The following is an 18,021-nucleotide window of genomic DNA, read 5'->3' on the forward strand; positions in this document are numbered from 1 at the left end:
ATATACATCATCTTGCCGTCAGGTCGATATCGTCAGAAAGGGGTAGATCGCAGATAATAAATTTCGCCAGATGCCAACTGGATAATTGCTGAAAACACGCTATTTACGGTACTGTAGCGCCGATCAATTGATATCAGGAAACTCTATGCGCACTCGCACCCTGGCAGATTTGGACCGCGTTGTCGCTCTCGGCGGAGGGCATGGATTAGGACGCGTTCTTTCCTCACTTTCCCCTTTAGGCTCACGCCTGACGGGTATCGTCACCACGACCGATAACGGCGGCTCGACAGGCCGTATTCGTCGCTCTGAAGGCGGGATCGCCTGGGGAGACATGCGTAACTGTCTCAACCAGTTAATTACCCAGCCCAGCGTCGCATCCGCTATGTTTGAGTATCGTTTTGGCGGAAATGGCGAACTTTCCGGGCATAACCTCGGAAATCTGATGTTAAAGGCACTCGATCACCTCAGCGTGCGGCCTTTAGAAGCCATCAATTTAATTCGTAACCTGCTGAAGGTCGATGCGCATTTAATTCCGATGTCGGAGCTGCCAGTGGATCTGATGGCTATCGACGATCAGGGGCATGAAGTCTATGGCGAAGTGAATATCGATCAGCTCACTATCCCTCCTCAGGAGCTGATGCTGTCGCCAAAAGTCCCCACCACGCGGGAAGCGGTTGAAGCTATCGCCGAAGCGGATTTGATTCTGATAGGGCCAGGCAGTTTTTACACCAGTCTGATGCCGATCCTGCTGCTCGACGATCTGGCGCAGGCGTTACGTCGCACGCCGGCCCCGATGGTCTACATCGGTAATCTCGGCCGCGAGTTAAGCCTGCCAGCAGCCAGCCTGACACTCAACGATAAGCTGGCAATCATTGAACAGTATGTTGGCAAGAAAGTGATTGATGCCGTAGTTGTGGGCCCGAAAGTGGATGTTTCCACCGTTACCAATCGCGTTGTCATTCAGGAAGTGCTGGAAGCCAGCGATATTCCCTACCGCCATGATCGCCAGCTATTGCATAGCGCGCTGGAAAAAGCGGTACAGGCGTTAGGCTGAGCGAATTTGCCTGATGGCGCTGACGCTTATCAGGCATACACAACCTTGACGTTTCCAGGCCGGATGACGGGTCTCCCCCACCTTCAACATCGCGTTAAGACGCCGCGATAAACAGCTCGCGCAACTGATGCAACTGGTCGCGGATCGTCGCGGCCTCTTCAAATTCAAGATTCTGCGCATGCTGCATCATTTGTCCTTCCAGCTCGTGAATCTTCTGCTGCAGCGCTTTTGGCGTCATATCCAGTTCGACAACCTCAGACTTCGCACCTGCGCGTGACTTCCCTTTGCCTTTCGCCTTGGTCTTCGCAATATTCTGACCCAGCGCCAGAATATCGACCACTTTCTTATTCAGCCCCTGCGGCGTAATGCCGTGTTCTTCGTTGTAAAGCTGCTGTTTCTCACGACGACGTTCAGTTTCACCAATCGCTTTGGCCATTGAGGCGGTAATTTTGTCGCCGTAAAGAATAGCCTTACCGTTGATGTTACGCGCCGCACGACCAATGGTCTGGATCAGCGAACGTTCAGAACGCAGGAACCCTTCTTTGTCTGCGTCCAGAATCGCCACCAGCGAGACTTCAGGCATGTCCAGCCCCTCACGTAACAGGTTGATACCCACCAGCACGTCAAACTCGCCCAGACGCAGGTCACGAATGATTTCCATGCGTTCCACGGTATCGATGTCAGAGTGCAGATAGCGCACCCGCTCACCGTGTTCTTCGAGATATTCGGTGAGGTCCTCCGCCATGCGTTTGGTGAGCGTAGTGACCAGCACACGTTCGTTAATCGCCGCACGGGTGCGGATCTCCGACAGCAGATCGTCAACCTGCGTCGCCACCGGACGCACCTCAATGACCGGATCCAACAGGCCGGTCGGTCGTACTACCTGATCGACCACTTCATCACCAGATTTCTCCAGCTCATAGTTACCCGGCGTCGCTGAAACGTAGATGGTTTGTGGAGCCAACGCCTCAAACTCTTCAAATTTGAGCGGACGGTTATCCAGCGCCGAGGGCAGACGGAATCCGTATTCGACCAGGGTCTCTTTACGCGCCCGGTCTCCGCGATACATGCCGCCAATTTGTGGAATTGTGACGTGGGATTCATCCACCACCAGCAGACCGTCGGCAGGCAGGTAATCAAACAGCGTCGGCGGCGGCTCACCGGGGCCACGCCCGGACAGATAGCGGGAGTAGTTTTCAATCCCCGAGCAGTAACCCAGCTCATTCATCATTTCCAAATCGAACTGTGTACGCTGGCTTAACCGCTGTTCTTCCAACAATTTGTTATTTGCCAACAGAATTTTACGCCGCTCTGCCAGCTCAACTTTGATTTCTTCCATCGCCTGCACGATACGTTCGCGCGGCGTCACGTAGTGCGTTTTAGGATAGATGGTGTAGCGCGAAATCGTGGATTCGACCTGCCCGGTGAGCGGGTCAAACAGCGATAAGCGTTCAACTTCTTCATCAAACAGTTCCACACGCAGCGCGATGTCGTCGGATTCAGCCGGGAAAATGTCGATCACTTCACCGCGCACACGGAAGGTCCCGCGCTGAAATGCCTGATCGTTGCGGGTGTATTGCAGTTCCGCAAGGCGGCGCAGGATCGCGCGTTGATCGATAATCATCCCTACCGTCAGGTGCAGCATCATCTTCAGGTACAGATCCGGATCGCCCAAACCATAGATAGCGGAAACGGAGGCCACGACGACGACATCCCGACGCTCCAGCAGCGCTTTAGTTGCCGACAGGCGCATCTGCTCAATATGTTCGTTGACCGAAGCATCTTTCTCGATGAAGGTGTCAGAACTGGGTACGTAGGCTTCCGGCTGATAATAGTCGTAGTAAGAGACGAAATACTCCACCGCGTTATCCGGGAAGAACTCTTTCATCTCACCGTACAGCTGAGCAGCAAGCGTCTTATTGGGGGCCAGCACCATGGTAGGACGCTGCAAGTCCGCAATCACGTTAGCGATGGTGAATGTTTTCCCAGACCCCGTCACCCCCAGTAGCGTCTGATGCGCCAGACCATCCTCCAGCCCTTCTTCCAGACGGCGAATTGCCTCAGGCTGATCGCCAGAGGGTTTAAAAGCGGAATTAAGTTTGAACGGTTTACTCATGAGCAGCTACCTGAAGCAATGGGCGGGCAGGTGTGTAATTTTACTCGCAGTGGTATATTTTGCCAGTAAAAAATACTGGATGAAAAAACAGTAACACGCCAGAATATTTCTGATACGCCATCTGAACGAGCGTGACTACAGGCTAAAATTTGGCCAGAGACAAGATAAAACACCAGTAAAAACGTGTTATCCCCAAAGCAATGACTTTTTTAACATTTGTCAAGCTACCCGATGAAAGTTTTGTGGCAACACATGACACTTCGGCGACAGCCATTGCTTTTATCTAACTTTCTGTAATTTAATGATTATTATCACAAGCCGTCTTTCGCATCAATTTAGTCGCAACCCGCGTCTTCTCTCGCTTACATTGTGTTTTCTAACTCTAATACACAAGGTTATCCACAGGAATAGTGGATAACTGCCTCCAGCCCGTATGGACTGTAGCCTGGCAAAAACACCCTGACTCTCTTTTCCGCAGGCATAAAAAAAAATTATCGCTATTTTTTGATATTTATCAGCTAACGAAGCAACCTGGAATGGCCGGGATCTTGCTCGCATTTTCATCATTTTCCTGCCTGCACCATCACGATACCGCCAGGCACTGGCAATGTGCACAAAACAGCCCTTCCCATCTGATGAACCGGACTTTTTTGCGTTTTTAGTATGCTATCACGCTGTTTCTACCACGAATCCCGCTTCTGGCAAGAGAATTGCAGGTTTCTTCCGACGACCTGTTAGTGGGGCCGATAACATCATGATGGAGAAATCTATGTTGAGTCTTCGCGCAGTGAATCACTATTACGGCAATCAACACTCATTGTGGGATGTGGATCTCGACCTGCTGCCCGGCAAATGTACCGGCGTGCTGGGGCTTCCGGGGATGGGAAAGACTACGCTTGCCAATTGCATTATCGGCAATTTACCGATTGAAAGCGGAACCATGTTCTGGCATCAGGCTGGCGCACCGCCGCGCGACCTGAGTCCGATTCCGACGGCAAATCGCATTGCGCTGGGTATTAACTACGTTTCACAAGAGAGACGGATTTTTTCACAACTAACGGTCGAGGAAAATCTGCATATTGCGCGTCAGGCGGTTGAAGAAAGCGAAACGATGAACAGCAGCGATATTTACCACCTGTTTCCACAGCTTTTCGAACTGCGTCAGGTCAAAGGAGTGGCATTGTCGGAGGAAAATCAGCACCAGCTTGCGCTCGCCAGCGCGCTGGTCACACGCCCGCGCCTGCTGATCCTCGATGAACCCACGCGAGGAAGTGGTCAGGCTTATATCCACAGGCTGGGTAATCTGATTGTCAAGCTAAGCCAGGAACTTGGCATCGCCATTATGCTCGCGGAGCAGAGCCTGCCGTTTATTCGACGGGTCGCCGATTGCTATTGCCTGTTACACCGTGGGCGTAACGTAGCGCAGGGGCAAATAACACCGTTCGGCGACCCGCTAATTAACGACTGGGGGACAACGCAGACAAAGCGCTAAGATCGATATAATGCCCTGTTGATGCCTGCTCCGGCTTTTCTGCCAGCCAGGGAATTTCCCCCAGCAGCGGTGCCGCAAGCACACGCCTGAGCGTCGCCATATATTCTGCATGACGTTTTCCAGGCGGCGTCACATCATTGGCGACCCATCCGGCAAGGGTCAGTCCGGCCTGCTGCACCGCCTGAGCGGTCAGCATGGCGTGATTGATGCAACCAAGCTTAACGCCAACCACCAGAATCACCGGCAGTTGCTCCGCTTTTACCCAGTCAGAAAAACTCAGTGTTGGCGAAAGCGGCGTAAACCATCCGCCCGCGCCTTCTACCAGTACCCATTCAGCCTGCTCTTCCAGCGTGCGTAATCCCGCAGACATCACGGAGGCCTGAATGGGGCGCCCTTCGTCAGCACTGATGATATGCGGTGAGGTAGGTTCCGCGAAGGTATACGGATTGATGGCTGCATAATCCACGGCTACAACGCTATTGCGCTGTAGAGCCAGCGCATCGCTGTTGCGCAGTCCTTCAGCCGTTATTTCACTACCGGACGCCACGGGTTTATAGCCGACGGTTCGTAATCCCAACAACCCCGCCGCCTGGAGCAGCGCGCAGCTGGCAATAGTTTTACCCACTTCGGTGTCTGTCCCGGTGACAAAATACGTGCTAGTCACGTTGAATCACTCCCAAAAATAGATGATAGGTCAGCGGATATTTCCCCTGCTGCTGGGGCCAGGCTAACTGCACCTGGTGCAACTGTGAACGGGTAAGTAAGCGCTGCTCGCGGCCATCATGCAAATGCGTCGCGCCGATGCCTTTCAGCGAGCGCATGGCGCTTAGCGCGTCGTTAAACCACAGCGTGATGGTATGCGACTGGTAGTCAACATTCCAGCCATCCAGGGCGCTTTCCAGCTGTTCCACAGGCAAAAAACGGTTGGCATGCTCCCGGTCATCAACCGCTCGCCACGCCTGACGCAGTTCTGGCATCGAGCCGTGTGCCAGGGTACTAAACGCCACTATCCCGCCCGGGCGTACCACCCGGTACAACTCGCTTAACGCGCCGCGTAAATCGCTACACCACTGCACGGCCAGATTGCTCCAGGCCAGGTCAAAAGTGGCGCTCGCCTGCGGTAGAGCTTCGATATCCGCCAATAAATAGTGATGAGCAACATCGTGACGCTGTGCTTCTGCCAACATTTGCGCCGACAGATCCAGGGCGCTGACTTTGCTCCCCTGCTGCCGCCAGTAACGACTCATACGCCCCGGGCCACAGCCCGCATCCAGCACGTGGTCGAACTGACGACCCTCCAGTCGTGCCAGTAACGCATCGGCGCTCTGGCGCTGGAGTTCAGCGTGTTGTTCGTAGAGGGAAGCCGCGCGACCAAACGCGGCGGCAATGGCTTGCTTATCAACCTGCGCCATGCAGCACCTCCAGCAAGCGGTCGATGTCCTGGGGCTCATGCGCCTGGGTTAGCGTGAGACGAAGTCTGGCGGTGCCGACCGGCACGGTGGGTGGACGGATTGCCGTCACCCAGCATCCCTGTTGCCGTAATACCTGCGCCAGTTGCAAGGCTTTATGGTTGTCGCCAACGATCAGCGGCTGAATAGCGCTGTCTGAATGCGCCAGCACTAAATCAGGGGTCGTCATGCCGGCGCGAAAACGCCGGATAAGCATTGTCAGTTTTGCTCTGCGCTCGTCACCTTCACGGCTGCGGATCACTGTCAGCGCAGCGCGTAAAGCCTGAGCCTGCGCCGGAGGCATACTGGTGCTGTAAATCAGATGACGGGCAAACTGCAGCAGATAATCGGCCACGCTGTCTGAACACAGGATTGCCGCGCCGCTGACGCCAAATCCCTTCCCGAAGGTCACCACTAACAGCTCAGGTTTCACCTGTTGATGGAAGCATGAACCGCGCCCTTCCTCACCGGTAACGCCTATACCGTGGGCATCATCCACCAGCAGCCATGCGCTTTGCCGCTCAGCCGCCGCGTGGATTTCAGCCAGTGGCGCGCTGTCGCCATCCATGCTGAACACGCCTTCGGTCACCACCAACTGCTGCCCCGGACAGGAGGCAGCCAGCAGACGTTCCAGATGCTGCGCATCGTTGTGGGTAAAGCGACGTAGCACGGCGGGGCTAAGGCTCGCAGCCTCCAGTAGCGAGGCATGGCTGAGTCGGTCGGCGACAATCCGATCCTCTTTGCCCATCAGCGCGGTAATGACCGCCTGATTAGCCGCAAAACCGGAGATGAACAACAGCGCCCGCGAATAGCCCAGCCAGTGGGCCAGTTCTTCTTCCAGCGCCTGATGCACAACCGAATAACCGCTGACATGACCCGAGCCACCGCTGCCGACCCCAAAACGCTCTGCCCCCTGCTGCCAGGCACGGATAATCTGAGGGTGGTGGCTTAAGCCAAGGTAGTCGTTGCTGGAGAAATTCAGATACCGGCGATCGTCTGCCTGCAGCCAACGACCGGCGCCCTGCGTCACCGCATAGCGCCGACGCAGGGCATCGGCAGAACGACGCAAAGCGAGCGCATCGTCTATTTTTTGCTGCCAGGTCATACGGTTGCCGCGTTGTAGTAATCGTCGGTATCCGGAGTACGCAGCGCCTGTTCCAGACGTTGCTGCTGTTCGTTATCGCCCGCCAGCACCGCCGTTTGTTGCGGATTCAGACCAAGTTTGCGGAACAACAACAGGTCTTTATCTTCGTTCGGGTTCGGGGTGGTCAGCAATTTGCAGCCGTAGAAAATCGAGTTGGCCCCGGCCATAAAGCACATTGCCTGGGTTTGTTCGTTCATCTGCTCGCGTCCGGCAGAAAGACGCACGTACGAGGTCGGCATCATGATGCGCGCAATGGCGATAGTACGAATAAAATCAAACGCATCCACATCGTCGTTATCGGCGAGCGGCGTGCCCTTTACTTTCACCAGCATGTTGATGGGGACGCTTTCTGGCGGGGTGGGTAGGTTCGCCAGTTGCAGCAGCAGACCCGCGCGATCGGTGACCGTTTCCCCCAGTCCCACAATCCCGCCGGAGCACACTTTAATGCCCGCCTCACGCACTTTATCCAGCGTATCCAGGCGCTCCTGATACGAACGGGTGGTAATGATATTGCCGTAAAATTCCGGCGAGGTGTCGAGGTTGTGGTTGTAGTAGTCCAGACCCGCATTGGCCAGGCGCTGGGCCTGAGATTCGTCCAGCGTGCCCAGCGTCATACAGGCTTCCAGCCCCAGTTCTTTCACGCCCTGAACCATCTGTTCCAGGTAAGGCATATCGCGTTCGTGAGGATTCTTCCACGCCGCACCCATGCAAAACCGCGTTGAACCGGCTTGTTTCGCCTTACGTGCAGAGTCCAGAACCTGTTCAACTTCCATCAAACGTTCCGTTTCCAGGCCGGTTTTATAGCGGGAACTTTGCGGGCAGTATTTACAATCTTCCGGGCAGGCACCGGTCTTTATCGACAACAATGTACTGACCTGAACCTGCTGCGGATCGAAGTGCTGACGATGAATCTGCTGCGCTTCAAACAGCAGATCCAGCAGCGGTTTTTCAAATAATTCGGTGACTTGCGACATTGTCCAGCGAGAAGAATGAGCCATATTGGTATACGTTTCGTTGTCAGTTTGGTGTAGACTCGTAAACCTAAATCTTTTTAATTTGGTTTACAAGTCGATTATGACAACGGACGATCTTGCGTTTGACCAACGCCATATCTGGCACCCTTACACCTCCATGACCTCCCCGCTGCCGGTTTATCCGGTGGCGCGTGCCGAAGGTTGTGAACTGATATTAGCCAACGGTGAGAGGCTGATTGACGGTATGTCATCCTGGTGGGCGGCGATCCACGGTTACAACCATCCACAGTTGAATGCCGCGATGAAAACGCAGATTGATGCTATGTCGCACGTGATGTTTGGCGGCATTACCCATGCCCCGGCCATTGCGCTGTGTCGCCAGTTGGTGGCGATGACGCCAGAGGCGCTGGAATGCGTTTTTCTCGCGGATTCAGGTTCGGTCGCCGTGGAAGTCGCGATGAAAATGGCACTGCAATACTGGCAGGCCAAAGGCGAATCCCGTCAGCGTTTCCTGACATTTCGTAACGGTTATCACGGCGATACTTTCGGCGCGATGTCGGTCTGCGATCCTGAAAACTCAATGCACAGTCTGTGGAAGGGTTATCTGCCGGAGAACCTGTTTGCGCCCGCTCCGCAAAGCCGGATGGGCGGCGAATGGGACGAACTGGATATGGTGCCTTTTGCCCGTCTGATGGCCGCACATCGCCACGAAATTGCGGCGGTGATCCTTGAGCCGATTGTGCAGGGTGCTGGCGGCATGCGCATGTACCATCCTGAGTGGTTAAAGCGCATCCGTAAAATGTGTGACCGGGAAGGCATTTTGCTGATTGCCGATGAAATCGCCACCGGATTTGGTCGCACGGGCAAGCTGTTTGCCTGTGAGCACGCCGATATCACTCCGGACATTTTGTGCCTTGGCAAAGCGTTAACCGGCGGAACCATGACCCTTTCCGCTACCCTGACCACGCGTCAGGTCGCAGAAACCATCAGCAACGGTGAAGCCGGATGTTTTATGCATGGTCCAACTTTCATGGGTAATCCACTGGCCTGCGCCGTCGCCTCCGCCAGCCTGTCGTTACTCGAAACCGGCGATTGGCGTTCGCAGGTAGCGGCCATAGAAACGCAGCTTCGGACAGAACTCGCCCCGGCGGCAGACTCCGGTTGGGTCGTCGACGTGCGCGTGCTTGGTGCCATCGGCGTCATCGAAACCACGCACCCGGTGAATATGGCCGCGTTGCAAAAATTCTTTGTCGAACAGGGCGTGTGGGTAAGACCGTTTGGTAAGCTCATTTATCTGATGCCGCCGTACATTATCAAGCCCGAACAATTGCGTCGCTTGACCCAGGCCGTCAACGAGGCTGTGCGCAATGCAACATTTTTTAGCGATTAATCAGCGGTAAGCTCTACGGTTTCTGACTACACTTTTTGGCTAACGAGAGGAGTCAGCATGAAACTAATCAGTAATGATTTGCGCGATGGCGAAAAGCTTCCTCATCGCCACGTCTTTAACGGCATGGGGTATGACGGGGATAACATTTCCCCGCATCTGGCCTGGGATGACGTACCCGCTGGGACCAAAAGCTTTGTCGTAACCTGCTACGATCCTGATGCGCCAACCGGCTCCGGCTGGTGGCACTGGCTGGTGGTTAACCTGCCTGCAGATACCCGGGTTTTACCGCAAGGGTACGGCTCAGGGCTGGTTGCGTTGCCGGAAGGCGTACTGCAAACACGCACGGATTTTGGTAAAGCAGGTTATGGTGGCGCCGCGCCGCCGAAAGGTGAAACCCATCGTTATATCTTTACGGTTCATGCGCTGGATGTGGAGCATCTTGATGTCGATGAGGGTGCCAGCGGCGCGATGGTCGGATTTAATGTCCATTTCCACTCGCTCGCCAGCGCCTCGATTACGGCGATGTTTAGTTAACCTCTGTGCCGGATAAGCGACAGCGTATCCGGCATTGTGTTACAGAAACTCAGGCAACAGTTTCAACAAGGTTCCCTGGGCTAGCAGTTCGGTCGCGCACTCGATATCCGGGGCGAAAAAGCGATCCTGCGTATAGTGGGCAACCTGCGCGCGCAAAGCCAGGCGCGCCTGCTCCAGCAGCGGGCTTGAGGTTAACCCTTCTCGCAGGTCAATCCCCTGACACGCCGCCAGCCATTCTACGGCAATCACGCCGCGCGTATTCGCCGCCATCTCCCATAGTCTGCGGCCCGCCGCTGGCGCCATAGAGACATGATCTTCCTGGTTGGCGGAGGTCGGCAGGCTGTCCACGCTGTGCGGATGCGCCAGCGCTTTGTTCTCGCTCGCCAGCGCGGCCGCGGTTACCTGAGCAATCATAAATCCGGAGTTCACCCCGCCGTTTTTCACCAGGAACGGCGGCAACTGCGACATATGTTTGTCCATCATCAGCGCAATACGTCGTTCTGATAACGACCCGATTTCCGCGATCGCCAGCGCCAGATTATCTGCCGCCATCGCCACCGGTTCAGCATGGAAGTTGCCGCCAGAAATGACATCCCCCTCTTCGGCAAATACCAGCGGGTTGTCTGAAACCGCATTGGCCTCCACCAGCAGAACATCCATCACCTGGCGCATTTGCGTCAGACATGCCCCCATCACCTGTGGCTGACAGCGCAGAGAATACGGATCCTGCACTTTTTCACAGTTATGATGCGACTGTGAAAGTGCGCTGGTGTCGGTCAATACGTAACGGTACAGCGTCGCAGCATCAATCTGCCCACGCTGTCCTCGCGCGGCATGAATACGGGCATCAAACGGACGACGAGAACCCAGCACGGCTTCGGTGGTCAGCGCCCCGCACACCGTTGCAGATGCGAACAGCTCCTGAGCTTCAATTAGTCCGCGCAGCGCAAAGGCGGTGGAAGCCTGAGTACCATTGAGCAACGCCAGCCCTTCTTTCGCCTCCAGCGTAATTGGCTCCAGCCCGGCCTTTTTCAGCGCTTCAGTTGCCGGAAGCCATTCCCCCTGCCAGCGCGCTTTACCTTCGCCCAGCAGCGTCAGAGACATATGCGCAAGCGGCGCCAGGTCGCCCGATGCTCCCACCGAGCCTTTCGCCGGGATAAGCGGATACACTTCGGCATTCACCAGTGCGATCAGCGCATCGATCACGCTCAGACGAATACCGGAAAAACCGCGCGCCAGACTGTTGATTTTCAACACCATAATCAGGCGAACCATGGCGTCATCGAGCGCATCGCCGACGCCCGCCGCATGGGAAAGCACCAGCGAGCGCTGCAAATTCTGCAAGTCTTCCGTGGCGATACGGGTCTGGGCCAGCAAGCCAAACCCCGTATTAATGCCATACGCCGTGCGGCCTTCAGTGACAATATTATTGACGCAGGCGACGCTGGCGTTGATAGCATCAATCGCGGCAGCATCCAGGCTCAGTTTGACCGGCTGCTGCCAGATGTCGCGTAGTTGCGCAAAGCTCAGATGACCCGGTGTTAATGTCATGGTGTTCATATCAGCGTTTCTCCTGCGTCGCAGCAATCATCGGCAAATTCAGCCCTTCTTCGACGGCGCATTCCACCGCAATGTCATACCCGGCGTCGGCGTGACGCATCACCCCGGTCGCCGGATCGTTGTGTAAGACCCGGGCGATACGCGCAGCGGCTTCATCGGTACCATCACACACAATCACCATCCCGGCATGCTGGGAGAAGCCCATTCCTACCCCGCCACCGTGGTGCAGTGATACCCAGGTCGCGCCACTGGCTGTATTAAGCAGTGCATTCAACAACGGCCAGTCGGATACCGCGTCAGAACCGTCGCGCATGGCTTCAGTTTCGCGGTTTGGGCTGGCAACAGAACCTGAGTCCAGATGGTCACGGCCAATAACAATCGGCGCGGACACTTCACCGCTACGCACCATCTCGTTAAACGCCAGCCCCAGTTTCTGACGCCACTCCAGGCCGACCCAGCAGATACGCGCCGGTAAACCCTGAAAATTAATCCGCTCACGCGCCATATCCAGCCAGTGGTGCAGATGTGTATCATCTGCCACGATCTCTTTCACTTTGGCATCGGTTTTATAAATATCCTGCGGATCGCCGGAAAGCGCCACCCAACGGAACGGGCCAATGCCGCGACAGAACAACGGTCGAATGTAAGCTGGTACGAAGCCGGGGAAATCAAAAGCGCTTTCCACGCCCATCTCTTTGGCCATCTGGCGAATGTTATTGCCGTAATCAAACGTCGGCACGCCCATTTTGCTAAACGCCAGCATCGCCTCGACGTGTGTTGCCATGGAGCGTTTCGCCGCCTGCACCGTGCCCTGCGGATCGGACACCGCTTTCGCCTGATACTCTTCCCAGCTCCAGCCGGACGGCAGATAACCATGCAGCGGATCGTGGGCGCTGGTCTGGTCGGTGACCATATCCGGGCGCACACCACGTTTCACCAGTTCCGGCACAACGTCGGCGGCGTTCGCGCACAGCGCAATAGAGACTGCTTTACCCTCGCGGGTGTACTTATCGATACGCGCCAGCGCATCGTCCAGTGATGTCGCCTGCTCGTCCACGTAACGGGTACGCAGACGGAAATCGATCCGGCTCTGCTGGCATTCAATGTTCAGCGAACACGCCCCTGCAAGCGTAGCGGCTAACGGTTGCGCCCCGCCCATGCCACCAAGCCCGGCGGTCAGTACCCAGCGTCCGTTCAGGTTACCCTGATAATGCTGACGACCTGCTTCAACGAAGGTTTCATACGTCCCCTGCACGATGCCCTGGCTGCCGATGTAGATCCAGCTCCCGGCGGTCATCTGACCGTACATCGCCAGTCCTTTGGCATCCAGCTCGTTGAAGTGTTCCCAGGTAGCCCAATGTGGCACCAGGTTGGAGTTGGCAATCAGCACGCGCGGCGCGTTGTCATGGGTTTTGAACACGCCAACCGGTTTACCGGACTGGACCAGCAGCGTCTCATCGGTCTCCAGTTTGATCAACGCGTTGACGATGGCGTCATAGCACTCCCAGTCCCGCGCCGCACGACCGATCCCACCGTAAACCACCAGCTCATGCGGATTTTCTGCCACATCGGGATCAAGATTGTTCATTAACATGCGCAGCGGCGCTTCGGTCAGCCAGCTTTTGGCCGTTAAGGTGGTGCCTCGTGGGGCACGAATATCCTGCTGACGATACTTGCTATGAGACATGGTAGAGCACTCCTCGCGAACGTTCGGACAGATAAGTAACATATACTTGTCTATACAAGCTATCACAAGGTCAAATTTAACAATTAAGATACAATTTTATTATACTGCGGCAGCAATCACGGTTTTCATCTCCTGGATCAGGACATGAAACGCCCCTGCAGACGATAGCGGGAACCCGGGAACAGCAAACGGGCATGAGAGACAATGGATGACGCGGACCAGGTCTTGCGGCGGATCAGCAGGCAGGGATCGTGTTCTTTGATGTTCAGCAGCGCGCACTCTTCGGCGCTGGCGCGAACGGCCTCAACGATATGCTCACCTTCGGTCAAGGGGGCTATCAGTGAAAGGTATGCGTGCGGCGTGGTCTGGCTGTAATCCTGCGCCAGATACTCGGGCACAATTTCGGCATTCACGCAGCGATCTTCAATCTGCACGGGTAGGTTGTTCTCGTAGTGCACCATGACAGAGTGAAAAATGGAGGTGCCCTCTTTGACGTTTAACTCCAAAGCCTGCTGCACGTTTGCCGAGGTTCTCTCCAGGGTCAGCACCTCACATCGGTGCTGATGCTTACGGGCGTTGATTTCATCCGCGATGCTGCGAATTTCAAACAGCGCGGACTGCCCTTTTGGCTCGGCAACAAACGTCCCTACGCCCTGCAAACGCACCAGTAAACCTTCATCGGTTAGCTCACGCAGCGCCCGGTTGATGGTCATGCGGCTGAAACCATACTGCGCCACCAGCTCTGCCTCAGACGGAATGCGATCGTGAGCTTGCCAGATACCGCTGGCTATCTTTTCGCTGATCTCCTGTTTGACCTTTTCGTAAAAAGGCGCCGGAGCAGAACGGGATGGTTGCATGCGTAAGCCTTCCTTAAGCTGAGAATAAGAGTTGCCAAATGGCAGCGTAACGTTATCAGGCACGTCAGTGCCACCAGTGTGCGATTTGCCAGCCAAGCCGCGCCGCAACGCGCGCCGCGTTGCCATCATCGTCAAAACGGGGATTAAATTCAACCATGTCCACCGCTTGTAATTTACCACTGCGACAAAGCGGCTCAATCAGCCTGAGCAATGTAGACAGCGGTACACCCAGCGCGGCAGGAGCGGACACCGCAGGCATTTCCCAGACCGGCAAAACGTCGAGATCGATAGTCAGATAGATAACGTCGACGCTTGATATGAACTGCGCCATCTGCGCCTGCGCGTTATGACAGTGCAGATCCTCCACCACGGTAACATTGCGTTGCTGCGCTTCATCCCACAACGCCTGAGTGTTGGCGGCGCGGTTAACGCCAAAGCAGGCGTAATGAAATTCACGCTGCTGTGCATCACAGAGCTGAGCCAACTGGCGAAAAGGCGTACCAGAAGTCGCCTGGTCAGCATGACGTAAATCCAGGTGGGCATCGAGGTTAACGATACCTACGGTTGAGCGCGAGAAAGCATCCAGCACACCCGCGCCGTGGGCAAAGGCGGTTTCATGCCCCCCACCCAACACGAAGGTGCGCATTTCAGCCTGCTGGCAGCGTTGCACAGCATGGCGTAACGCCTGCTGCGCGCCTTCGAGATCGGGAGCCTGCGCCACAATATTACCCAGATCCACCAGCCGATCATGACCGTGGTGACTGGCTAAATTTGCCAGCGCTTTGCGCAGTGCATCGGGGGCTCCGGCGGCGCCCGTGCGTCCCTGATTACGTTTCACGCCTTCATCGCAGGCAAATCCCAATAGCGCTATCTTCTCGCGATAGTTTTCAGGGCTAAACGCTGCACTGAGCGTGATGGTCTGAAACAGGCGCAGCGCAGTTGGCGATTCAGCGCGGTCATCGCGACCTTGCCAAAGCGCGGGAGAAGCGGGATGCCAGTTCATCATGATGGTTGTCCTCGGAATACGCGCTGGTAGAGTGGGTTACGCCCAGGCTCATACAGGATCTCGACAGGAAGAGTCGCATCCCACACCACAAAATCGGCCACAAACCCGGCCTTCAGTTGTCCGTGAGTGGCATGACGCCCCAGCGCCCGGGCCGCATGGCGAGTTACGCCAGCCCATGCTTCTTCCGGCGTTAAACCAAACTGGACGCAGGCCATGTTCATCGCCCAGTGCAGGCTGATAAATGGGCTGGTGCCGGGGTTGAAATCCGTCGCCACCGCCATTGGGACCTGATATTGACGCAGCAGCTCTACCGGCGGGCGCTGCTGTTCTTTGAGGAAATAGAACGCGCCGGGCAGCAGCACGCCGACCGTGCCGCTTTGGCTCATCGCCGCGACGCCCGCTTCATCCAGATATTCAATATGATCGGCGGATAACCCGTAATAGCGGCTGACCAACTGCGCGCCACCGAGCAGCGACAACTGTTCAACGTGACCCTTAACCGGAATGCCCAACGCCTGTGCGGCCTGAAATACCCGTTCACTCTGCGCGAGGTTAAATCCGACGCTTTCACAGAACAGATCGACGGTCTCAAACAAACCTTGTTCCCACAGCTGCGGCAAAATGGTCTCGCACACCAGCGTAATATAGCCGTCAGGATCATCCCTGAATTCCGCTGGAGTCGCATGCGCAGCCAACAGCGTCGGACTTATTTCCACGATATTTTCCGCCGCCAGCCCCGCCGCCACGCGTAAAATCTTCTCTTCTGTCTGCAAATCCAGACCGTAACCGGATTTAATTTCCAGCAACGTAACGCCTTCGTTGATCAGATGGTCCATCCGCTGATGGGCAACGTGTAAAAGTTGTTCGTCCGTGGCGCTGCGAGTCGCTGATACGGTGGCATTGATCCCCCCGCCCTGGGCGCTTATCTGCTGGTAAGAGGCCCCGTTGAGCCGTTGTTCCCACTCGCCTGCGCGGTTTCCACCAAACACCAGATGCGTATGGCAGTCAATCAGACCCGGCGTAATCAATCTGCCCTGCATATCAAAGGTATTGTCATGTGTACGGTATAATGAGGATTCCGGCACGATAGCGCGAATTTTGCCCTGACGAATAATCAGCGCATGATCGTCCACCAGCCCATACGGGGTATTACGTTCAGGATCCATGGTCGCCAGACGGACATTACGCCAGATGGCATCATCAGGGAAAAATTGCTGCATTCCACTCACCACTTGTCATAGGTTGTATAGACATTTATTGAGATCCTGCGGATGTTGTCAACCTGAAGGGCGATAAATGTTATTTAATTGTGACTTCAGAACGCTCCACATCCGCTATTGCTGCTATAAAAAACAACTTTTTACCTTTTCGCCTTTCCGTTTCGCTCAACTTAGTATAAAAAAGCAGGCTTCAATGGATAACTTTCAAAGCCCGGAGCAACCTGTGAATATTTCATCAGTTTCCCGTCTGGCGCTGGCAATGGCTTTTGGCGTGACGCTGACCGCCTGTAGCTCTACACCGCCCGATCAAATTCCTTCCGATCAGAGCGCGCCAGGTACCTCCTCGCGCCCGATTCTGTCGGCCAATGAAGCGAAAAATTTCGTCGCTGCACACTATTTTTCCGCGCTGACGCCAAATACTCAGCCGTGGAGCCCTTCTGCTATTTCTCTGCCTGCGCAACCTGACTTTGTTGTCGGCCCGGCAGGGACTCAGGGCGTCACCCATACCAGCATTCAGGCGGCAGTGGATGCGGCAATCATCAAACGTACTAACAAACGTCAGTACATCGCGATTTTGCCAGGTGAATATCAGGGTACGGTTTATATCCCGGCTGCAACGGGTAGCCTGACGCTGTACGGCATGGGCGAAAAACCACTGGATGTGAAAATTGGCCTGGCCATTGACGGTGACATGAGTCCTGCAGACTGGCGCCATACGGTGAACCCGGGCGGTAAATATATGCCAGGCAAACCGGCGTGGTATATGTTTGATAATTGCCAGAACAAACGCGGCGCGAATATTGGCGTGATGTGTTCTGCTGTCGTCTGGTCGCAGAATAACGGCCTGCAATTGCAGAATCTGACCATCGAAAACAATCTGGGTGACAGCGTTGATGCGGGTAACCACCCGGCCGTTGCGTTGCGTACCGATGGCGATAAAGTGCAGATCAACAAGGTCAACATTCTTGGCCGCCAGAATACGTTTTTCGTGACCAACAGCGGTGTACAAAACCGTCTGGAAAACGATCGTCAACCACGTACGCTGGTAACCAACAGCTACATTGAAGGTGATGTGGATATTGTTTCCGGTCGCGGCGCAGTGGTGTTCGAGAACACCGATTTCCGCGTAGTGAACTCCCGCACACAGAAGGAAGCCTATGTGTTTGCACCGGCTACTCTGTCAAACATCTATTACGGTTTCCTCGGTACAAATAGCCGCTTTACGGCGAGCGGTGATGGCGTGGCACAGTTAGGCCGTTCGCTGGATGTCGATTCGAACACTAATGGTCAGGTCGTTATCCGCGACAGCGTGATCAACGAAGGTTTCAACATGGCTAAACCATGGGGTGACAGTGTTATCGCGAAGCGTCCATTTGCTGGTAATACCGGTGCGGAAAATGACAAAGGTGAAATCCAGCGCAACCTGAACGACACCAACTTCAACCGCATGTGGGAATACAACAACCGCGGCATCGGTAGCAAAGTGGTTGCCGAGCCGAAACAGTAATGCCTGAATAAAAAAAGGTCGCCATATTGACG

At 55.3% G+C, this 18,021-nt stretch carries 15 protein-coding genes; 5 read left to right on the forward strand and 10 right to left on the reverse strand.

Translation table 11 applies throughout. The annotated features are described in order from the left end of the window. Window positions 1-145: 145 nt before the first annotated feature. Window positions 146-1,054 carry a uridine diphosphate-N-acetylglucosamine-binding protein YvcK gene (yvcK, locus tag OGY15_RS02230; RefSeq protein WP_151219595.1) on the forward strand — a complete coding sequence of 303 codons (909 nt, stop codon included), beginning with the start codon at window positions 146-148 and terminating at the stop codon, window positions 1,052-1,054. A gap of 94 nt (window positions 1,055-1,148) precedes the next feature. On the opposite strand, the gene uvrB is transcribed toward yvcK, so the two are convergent. Continuing rightward, window positions 1,149-3,170, reverse strand: a complete 2,022-nt coding sequence (gene uvrB / locus OGY15_RS02235) for an excinuclease ABC subunit UvrB (RefSeq protein WP_103768867.1) — start codon at window positions 3,168-3,170, stop codon at window positions 1,149-1,151. Window positions 3,171-3,939: 769 nt separating this feature from the next. Between uvrB and OGY15_RS02240 the strand changes: the two genes are divergently transcribed. Beyond that, a complete protein-coding gene (locus tag OGY15_RS02240) occupies window positions 3,940-4,662 on the forward strand; it encodes an ABC transporter ATP-binding protein (RefSeq protein ID WP_187252761.1) in 723 nt (240 codons plus the stop codon). On the opposite strand, the gene bioD is transcribed toward OGY15_RS02240, so the two are convergent. The 4 genes from bioD to bioB are packed head-to-tail and all read right to left on the reverse strand — an operon-like array spanning window position 4,628 to window position 8,252. Beyond that, window positions 4,628-5,326, reverse strand: coding sequence for a dethiobiotin synthase (gene bioD, locus OGY15_RS02245; protein ID WP_151219593.1), 699 nt, complete (start codon window positions 5,324-5,326; stop codon window positions 4,628-4,630). The two genes, OGY15_RS02240 and bioD, sit on opposite strands and share 35 nt — an antisense overlap. Continuing rightward, window positions 5,319-6,074 (reverse strand): malonyl-ACP O-methyltransferase BioC, encoded by a 756-nt coding sequence (gene bioC, locus OGY15_RS02250; RefSeq protein ID WP_286537984.1) that lies wholly within the window; start codon window positions 6,072-6,074, stop codon window positions 5,319-5,321. The genes bioD and bioC overlap by 8 nt, the downstream gene beginning before the upstream one ends. Further along, the gene (gene bioF, locus OGY15_RS02255) at window positions 6,061-7,215 is read right to left on the reverse strand and encodes an 8-amino-7-oxononanoate synthase (protein ID WP_187260177.1); all 1,155 of its coding nucleotides are present in this window, start codon (window positions 7,213-7,215) and stop codon (window positions 6,061-6,063) included. The genes bioC and bioF overlap by 14 nt, the downstream gene beginning before the upstream one ends. Further along, window positions 7,212-8,252: a biotin synthase BioB gene (gene bioB, locus OGY15_RS02260; RefSeq protein ID WP_187252763.1), complete on the reverse strand. Its 1,041-nt coding sequence runs from the start codon at window positions 8,250-8,252 to the stop codon at window positions 7,212-7,214. Before bioB ends, bioF begins: the two co-directional genes overlap by 4 nt. Window positions 8,253-8,328: 76 nt before the next feature. Between bioB and bioA the strand changes: the two genes are divergently transcribed. After that, complete coding sequence (bioA, locus tag OGY15_RS02265) at window positions 8,329-9,618, forward strand: adenosylmethionine--8-amino-7-oxononanoate transaminase (protein WP_151224981.1); 1,290 nt, start codon at window positions 8,329-8,331, stop codon at window positions 9,616-9,618. Between the two features lie 57 nt (window positions 9,619-9,675). Continuing rightward, window positions 9,676-10,152, forward strand: coding sequence for a kinase inhibitor (locus OGY15_RS02270; RefSeq protein ID WP_286537991.1), 477 nt, complete (start codon window positions 9,676-9,678; stop codon window positions 10,150-10,152). Between the two features lie 39 nt (window positions 10,153-10,191). Here the strand turns inward: OGY15_RS02270 and hutH are convergent, their stop codons facing one another. The 5 genes from hutH to hutI all read right to left on the reverse strand — a co-directional run bounded on the left by hutH (window position 10,192) and on the right by hutI (window position 16,482). After that, window positions 10,192-11,712 carry a histidine ammonia-lyase gene (gene hutH / locus OGY15_RS02275; RefSeq protein ID WP_286537993.1) on the reverse strand — a complete coding sequence of 507 codons (1,521 nt, stop codon included), beginning with the start codon at window positions 11,710-11,712 and terminating at the stop codon, window positions 10,192-10,194. 1 nt (window position 11,713) lies between these two features. Continuing rightward, window positions 11,714-13,399 carry a urocanate hydratase gene (hutU, locus tag OGY15_RS02280; protein WP_286537994.1) on the reverse strand — a complete coding sequence of 562 codons (1,686 nt, stop codon included), beginning with the start codon at window positions 13,397-13,399 and terminating at the stop codon, window positions 11,714-11,716. 137 nt (window positions 13,400-13,536) lie between these two features. Further along, entirely contained in the window at window positions 13,537-14,256 is a 720-nt protein-coding gene (locus tag OGY15_RS02285) for a histidine utilization repressor (RefSeq protein ID WP_286537996.1), read from the reverse strand. A 64-nt stretch (window positions 14,257-14,320) separates the two neighbouring features. Then, window positions 14,321-15,262, reverse strand: a complete 942-nt coding sequence (gene hutG / locus OGY15_RS02290; RefSeq protein ID WP_286537998.1) for a formimidoylglutamase — start codon at window positions 15,260-15,262, stop codon at window positions 14,321-14,323. After that, a complete protein-coding gene (gene hutI / locus OGY15_RS02295; protein WP_151219584.1) occupies window positions 15,259-16,482 on the reverse strand; it encodes an imidazolonepropionase in 1,224 nt (407 codons plus the stop codon). The genes hutG and hutI overlap by 4 nt, the downstream gene beginning before the upstream one ends. A 223-nt stretch (window positions 16,483-16,705) precedes the next feature. Here hutI and OGY15_RS02300 point away from each other — a divergent pair, with 223 nt between their 5' ends. Continuing rightward, the gene (locus OGY15_RS02300; protein ID WP_286538001.1) at window positions 16,706-17,989 is read left to right on the forward strand and encodes a putative acyl-CoA thioester hydrolase; all 1,284 of its coding nucleotides are present in this window, start codon (window positions 16,706-16,708) and stop codon (window positions 17,987-17,989) included. Window positions 17,990-18,021: the final 32 nt, after the last annotated feature.

The organism is Citrobacter sp. Cu231, from assembly GCF_030332265.1.
Classification (GTDB): Bacteria; Pseudomonadota; Gammaproteobacteria; order Enterobacterales; family Enterobacteriaceae; genus Citrobacter; species Citrobacter meridianamericanus.

Excerpts from the sequence above, each read along its gene's own strand:
- yvcK (WP_151219595.1), top strand. The coding sequence starts at position 146 with ATGCGCACTCGCACCCTGGCAGATTTGGACCGCGTTGTCGCTCTCGGC.
- uvrB (WP_103768867.1), bottom strand. The coding sequence starts at position 3,170 with ATGAGTAAACCGTTCAAACTTAATTCCGCTTTTAAACCCTCTGGCGAT.
- OGY15_RS02240 (WP_187252761.1), top strand. The coding sequence starts at position 3,940 with ATGTTGAGTCTTCGCGCAGTGAATCACTATTACGGCAATCAACACTCA.
- bioC (WP_286537984.1), bottom strand. The coding sequence starts at position 6,074 with ATGGCGCAGGTTGATAAGCAAGCCATTGCCGCCGCGTTTGGTCGCGCG.
- bioF (WP_187260177.1), bottom strand. The coding sequence starts at position 7,215 with ATGACCTGGCAGCAAAAAATAGACGATGCGCTCGCTTTGCGTCGTTCT.
- bioB (WP_187252763.1), bottom strand. The coding sequence starts at position 8,252 with ATGGCTCATTCTTCTCGCTGGACAATGTCGCAAGTCACCGAATTATTT.
- bioA (WP_151224981.1), top strand. The coding sequence starts at position 8,329 with ATGACAACGGACGATCTTGCGTTTGACCAACGCCATATCTGGCACCCT.
- OGY15_RS02270 (WP_286537991.1), top strand. The coding sequence starts at position 9,676 with ATGAAACTAATCAGTAATGATTTGCGCGATGGCGAAAAGCTTCCTCAT.
- hutH (WP_286537993.1), bottom strand. The coding sequence starts at position 11,712 with ATGAACACCATGACATTAACACCGGGTCATCTGAGCTTTGCGCAACTA.
- hutU (WP_286537994.1), bottom strand. The coding sequence starts at position 13,399 with ATGTCTCATAGCAAGTATCGTCAGCAGGATATTCGTGCCCCACGAGGC.
- OGY15_RS02285 (WP_286537996.1), bottom strand. The coding sequence starts at position 14,256 with ATGCAACCATCCCGTTCTGCTCCGGCGCCTTTTTACGAAAAGGTCAAA.
- hutG (WP_286537998.1), bottom strand. The coding sequence starts at position 15,262 with ATGATGAACTGGCATCCCGCTTCTCCCGCGCTTTGGCAAGGTCGCGAT.
- hutI (WP_151219584.1), bottom strand. The coding sequence starts at position 16,482 with ATGCAGCAATTTTTCCCTGATGATGCCATCTGGCGTAATGTCCGTCTG.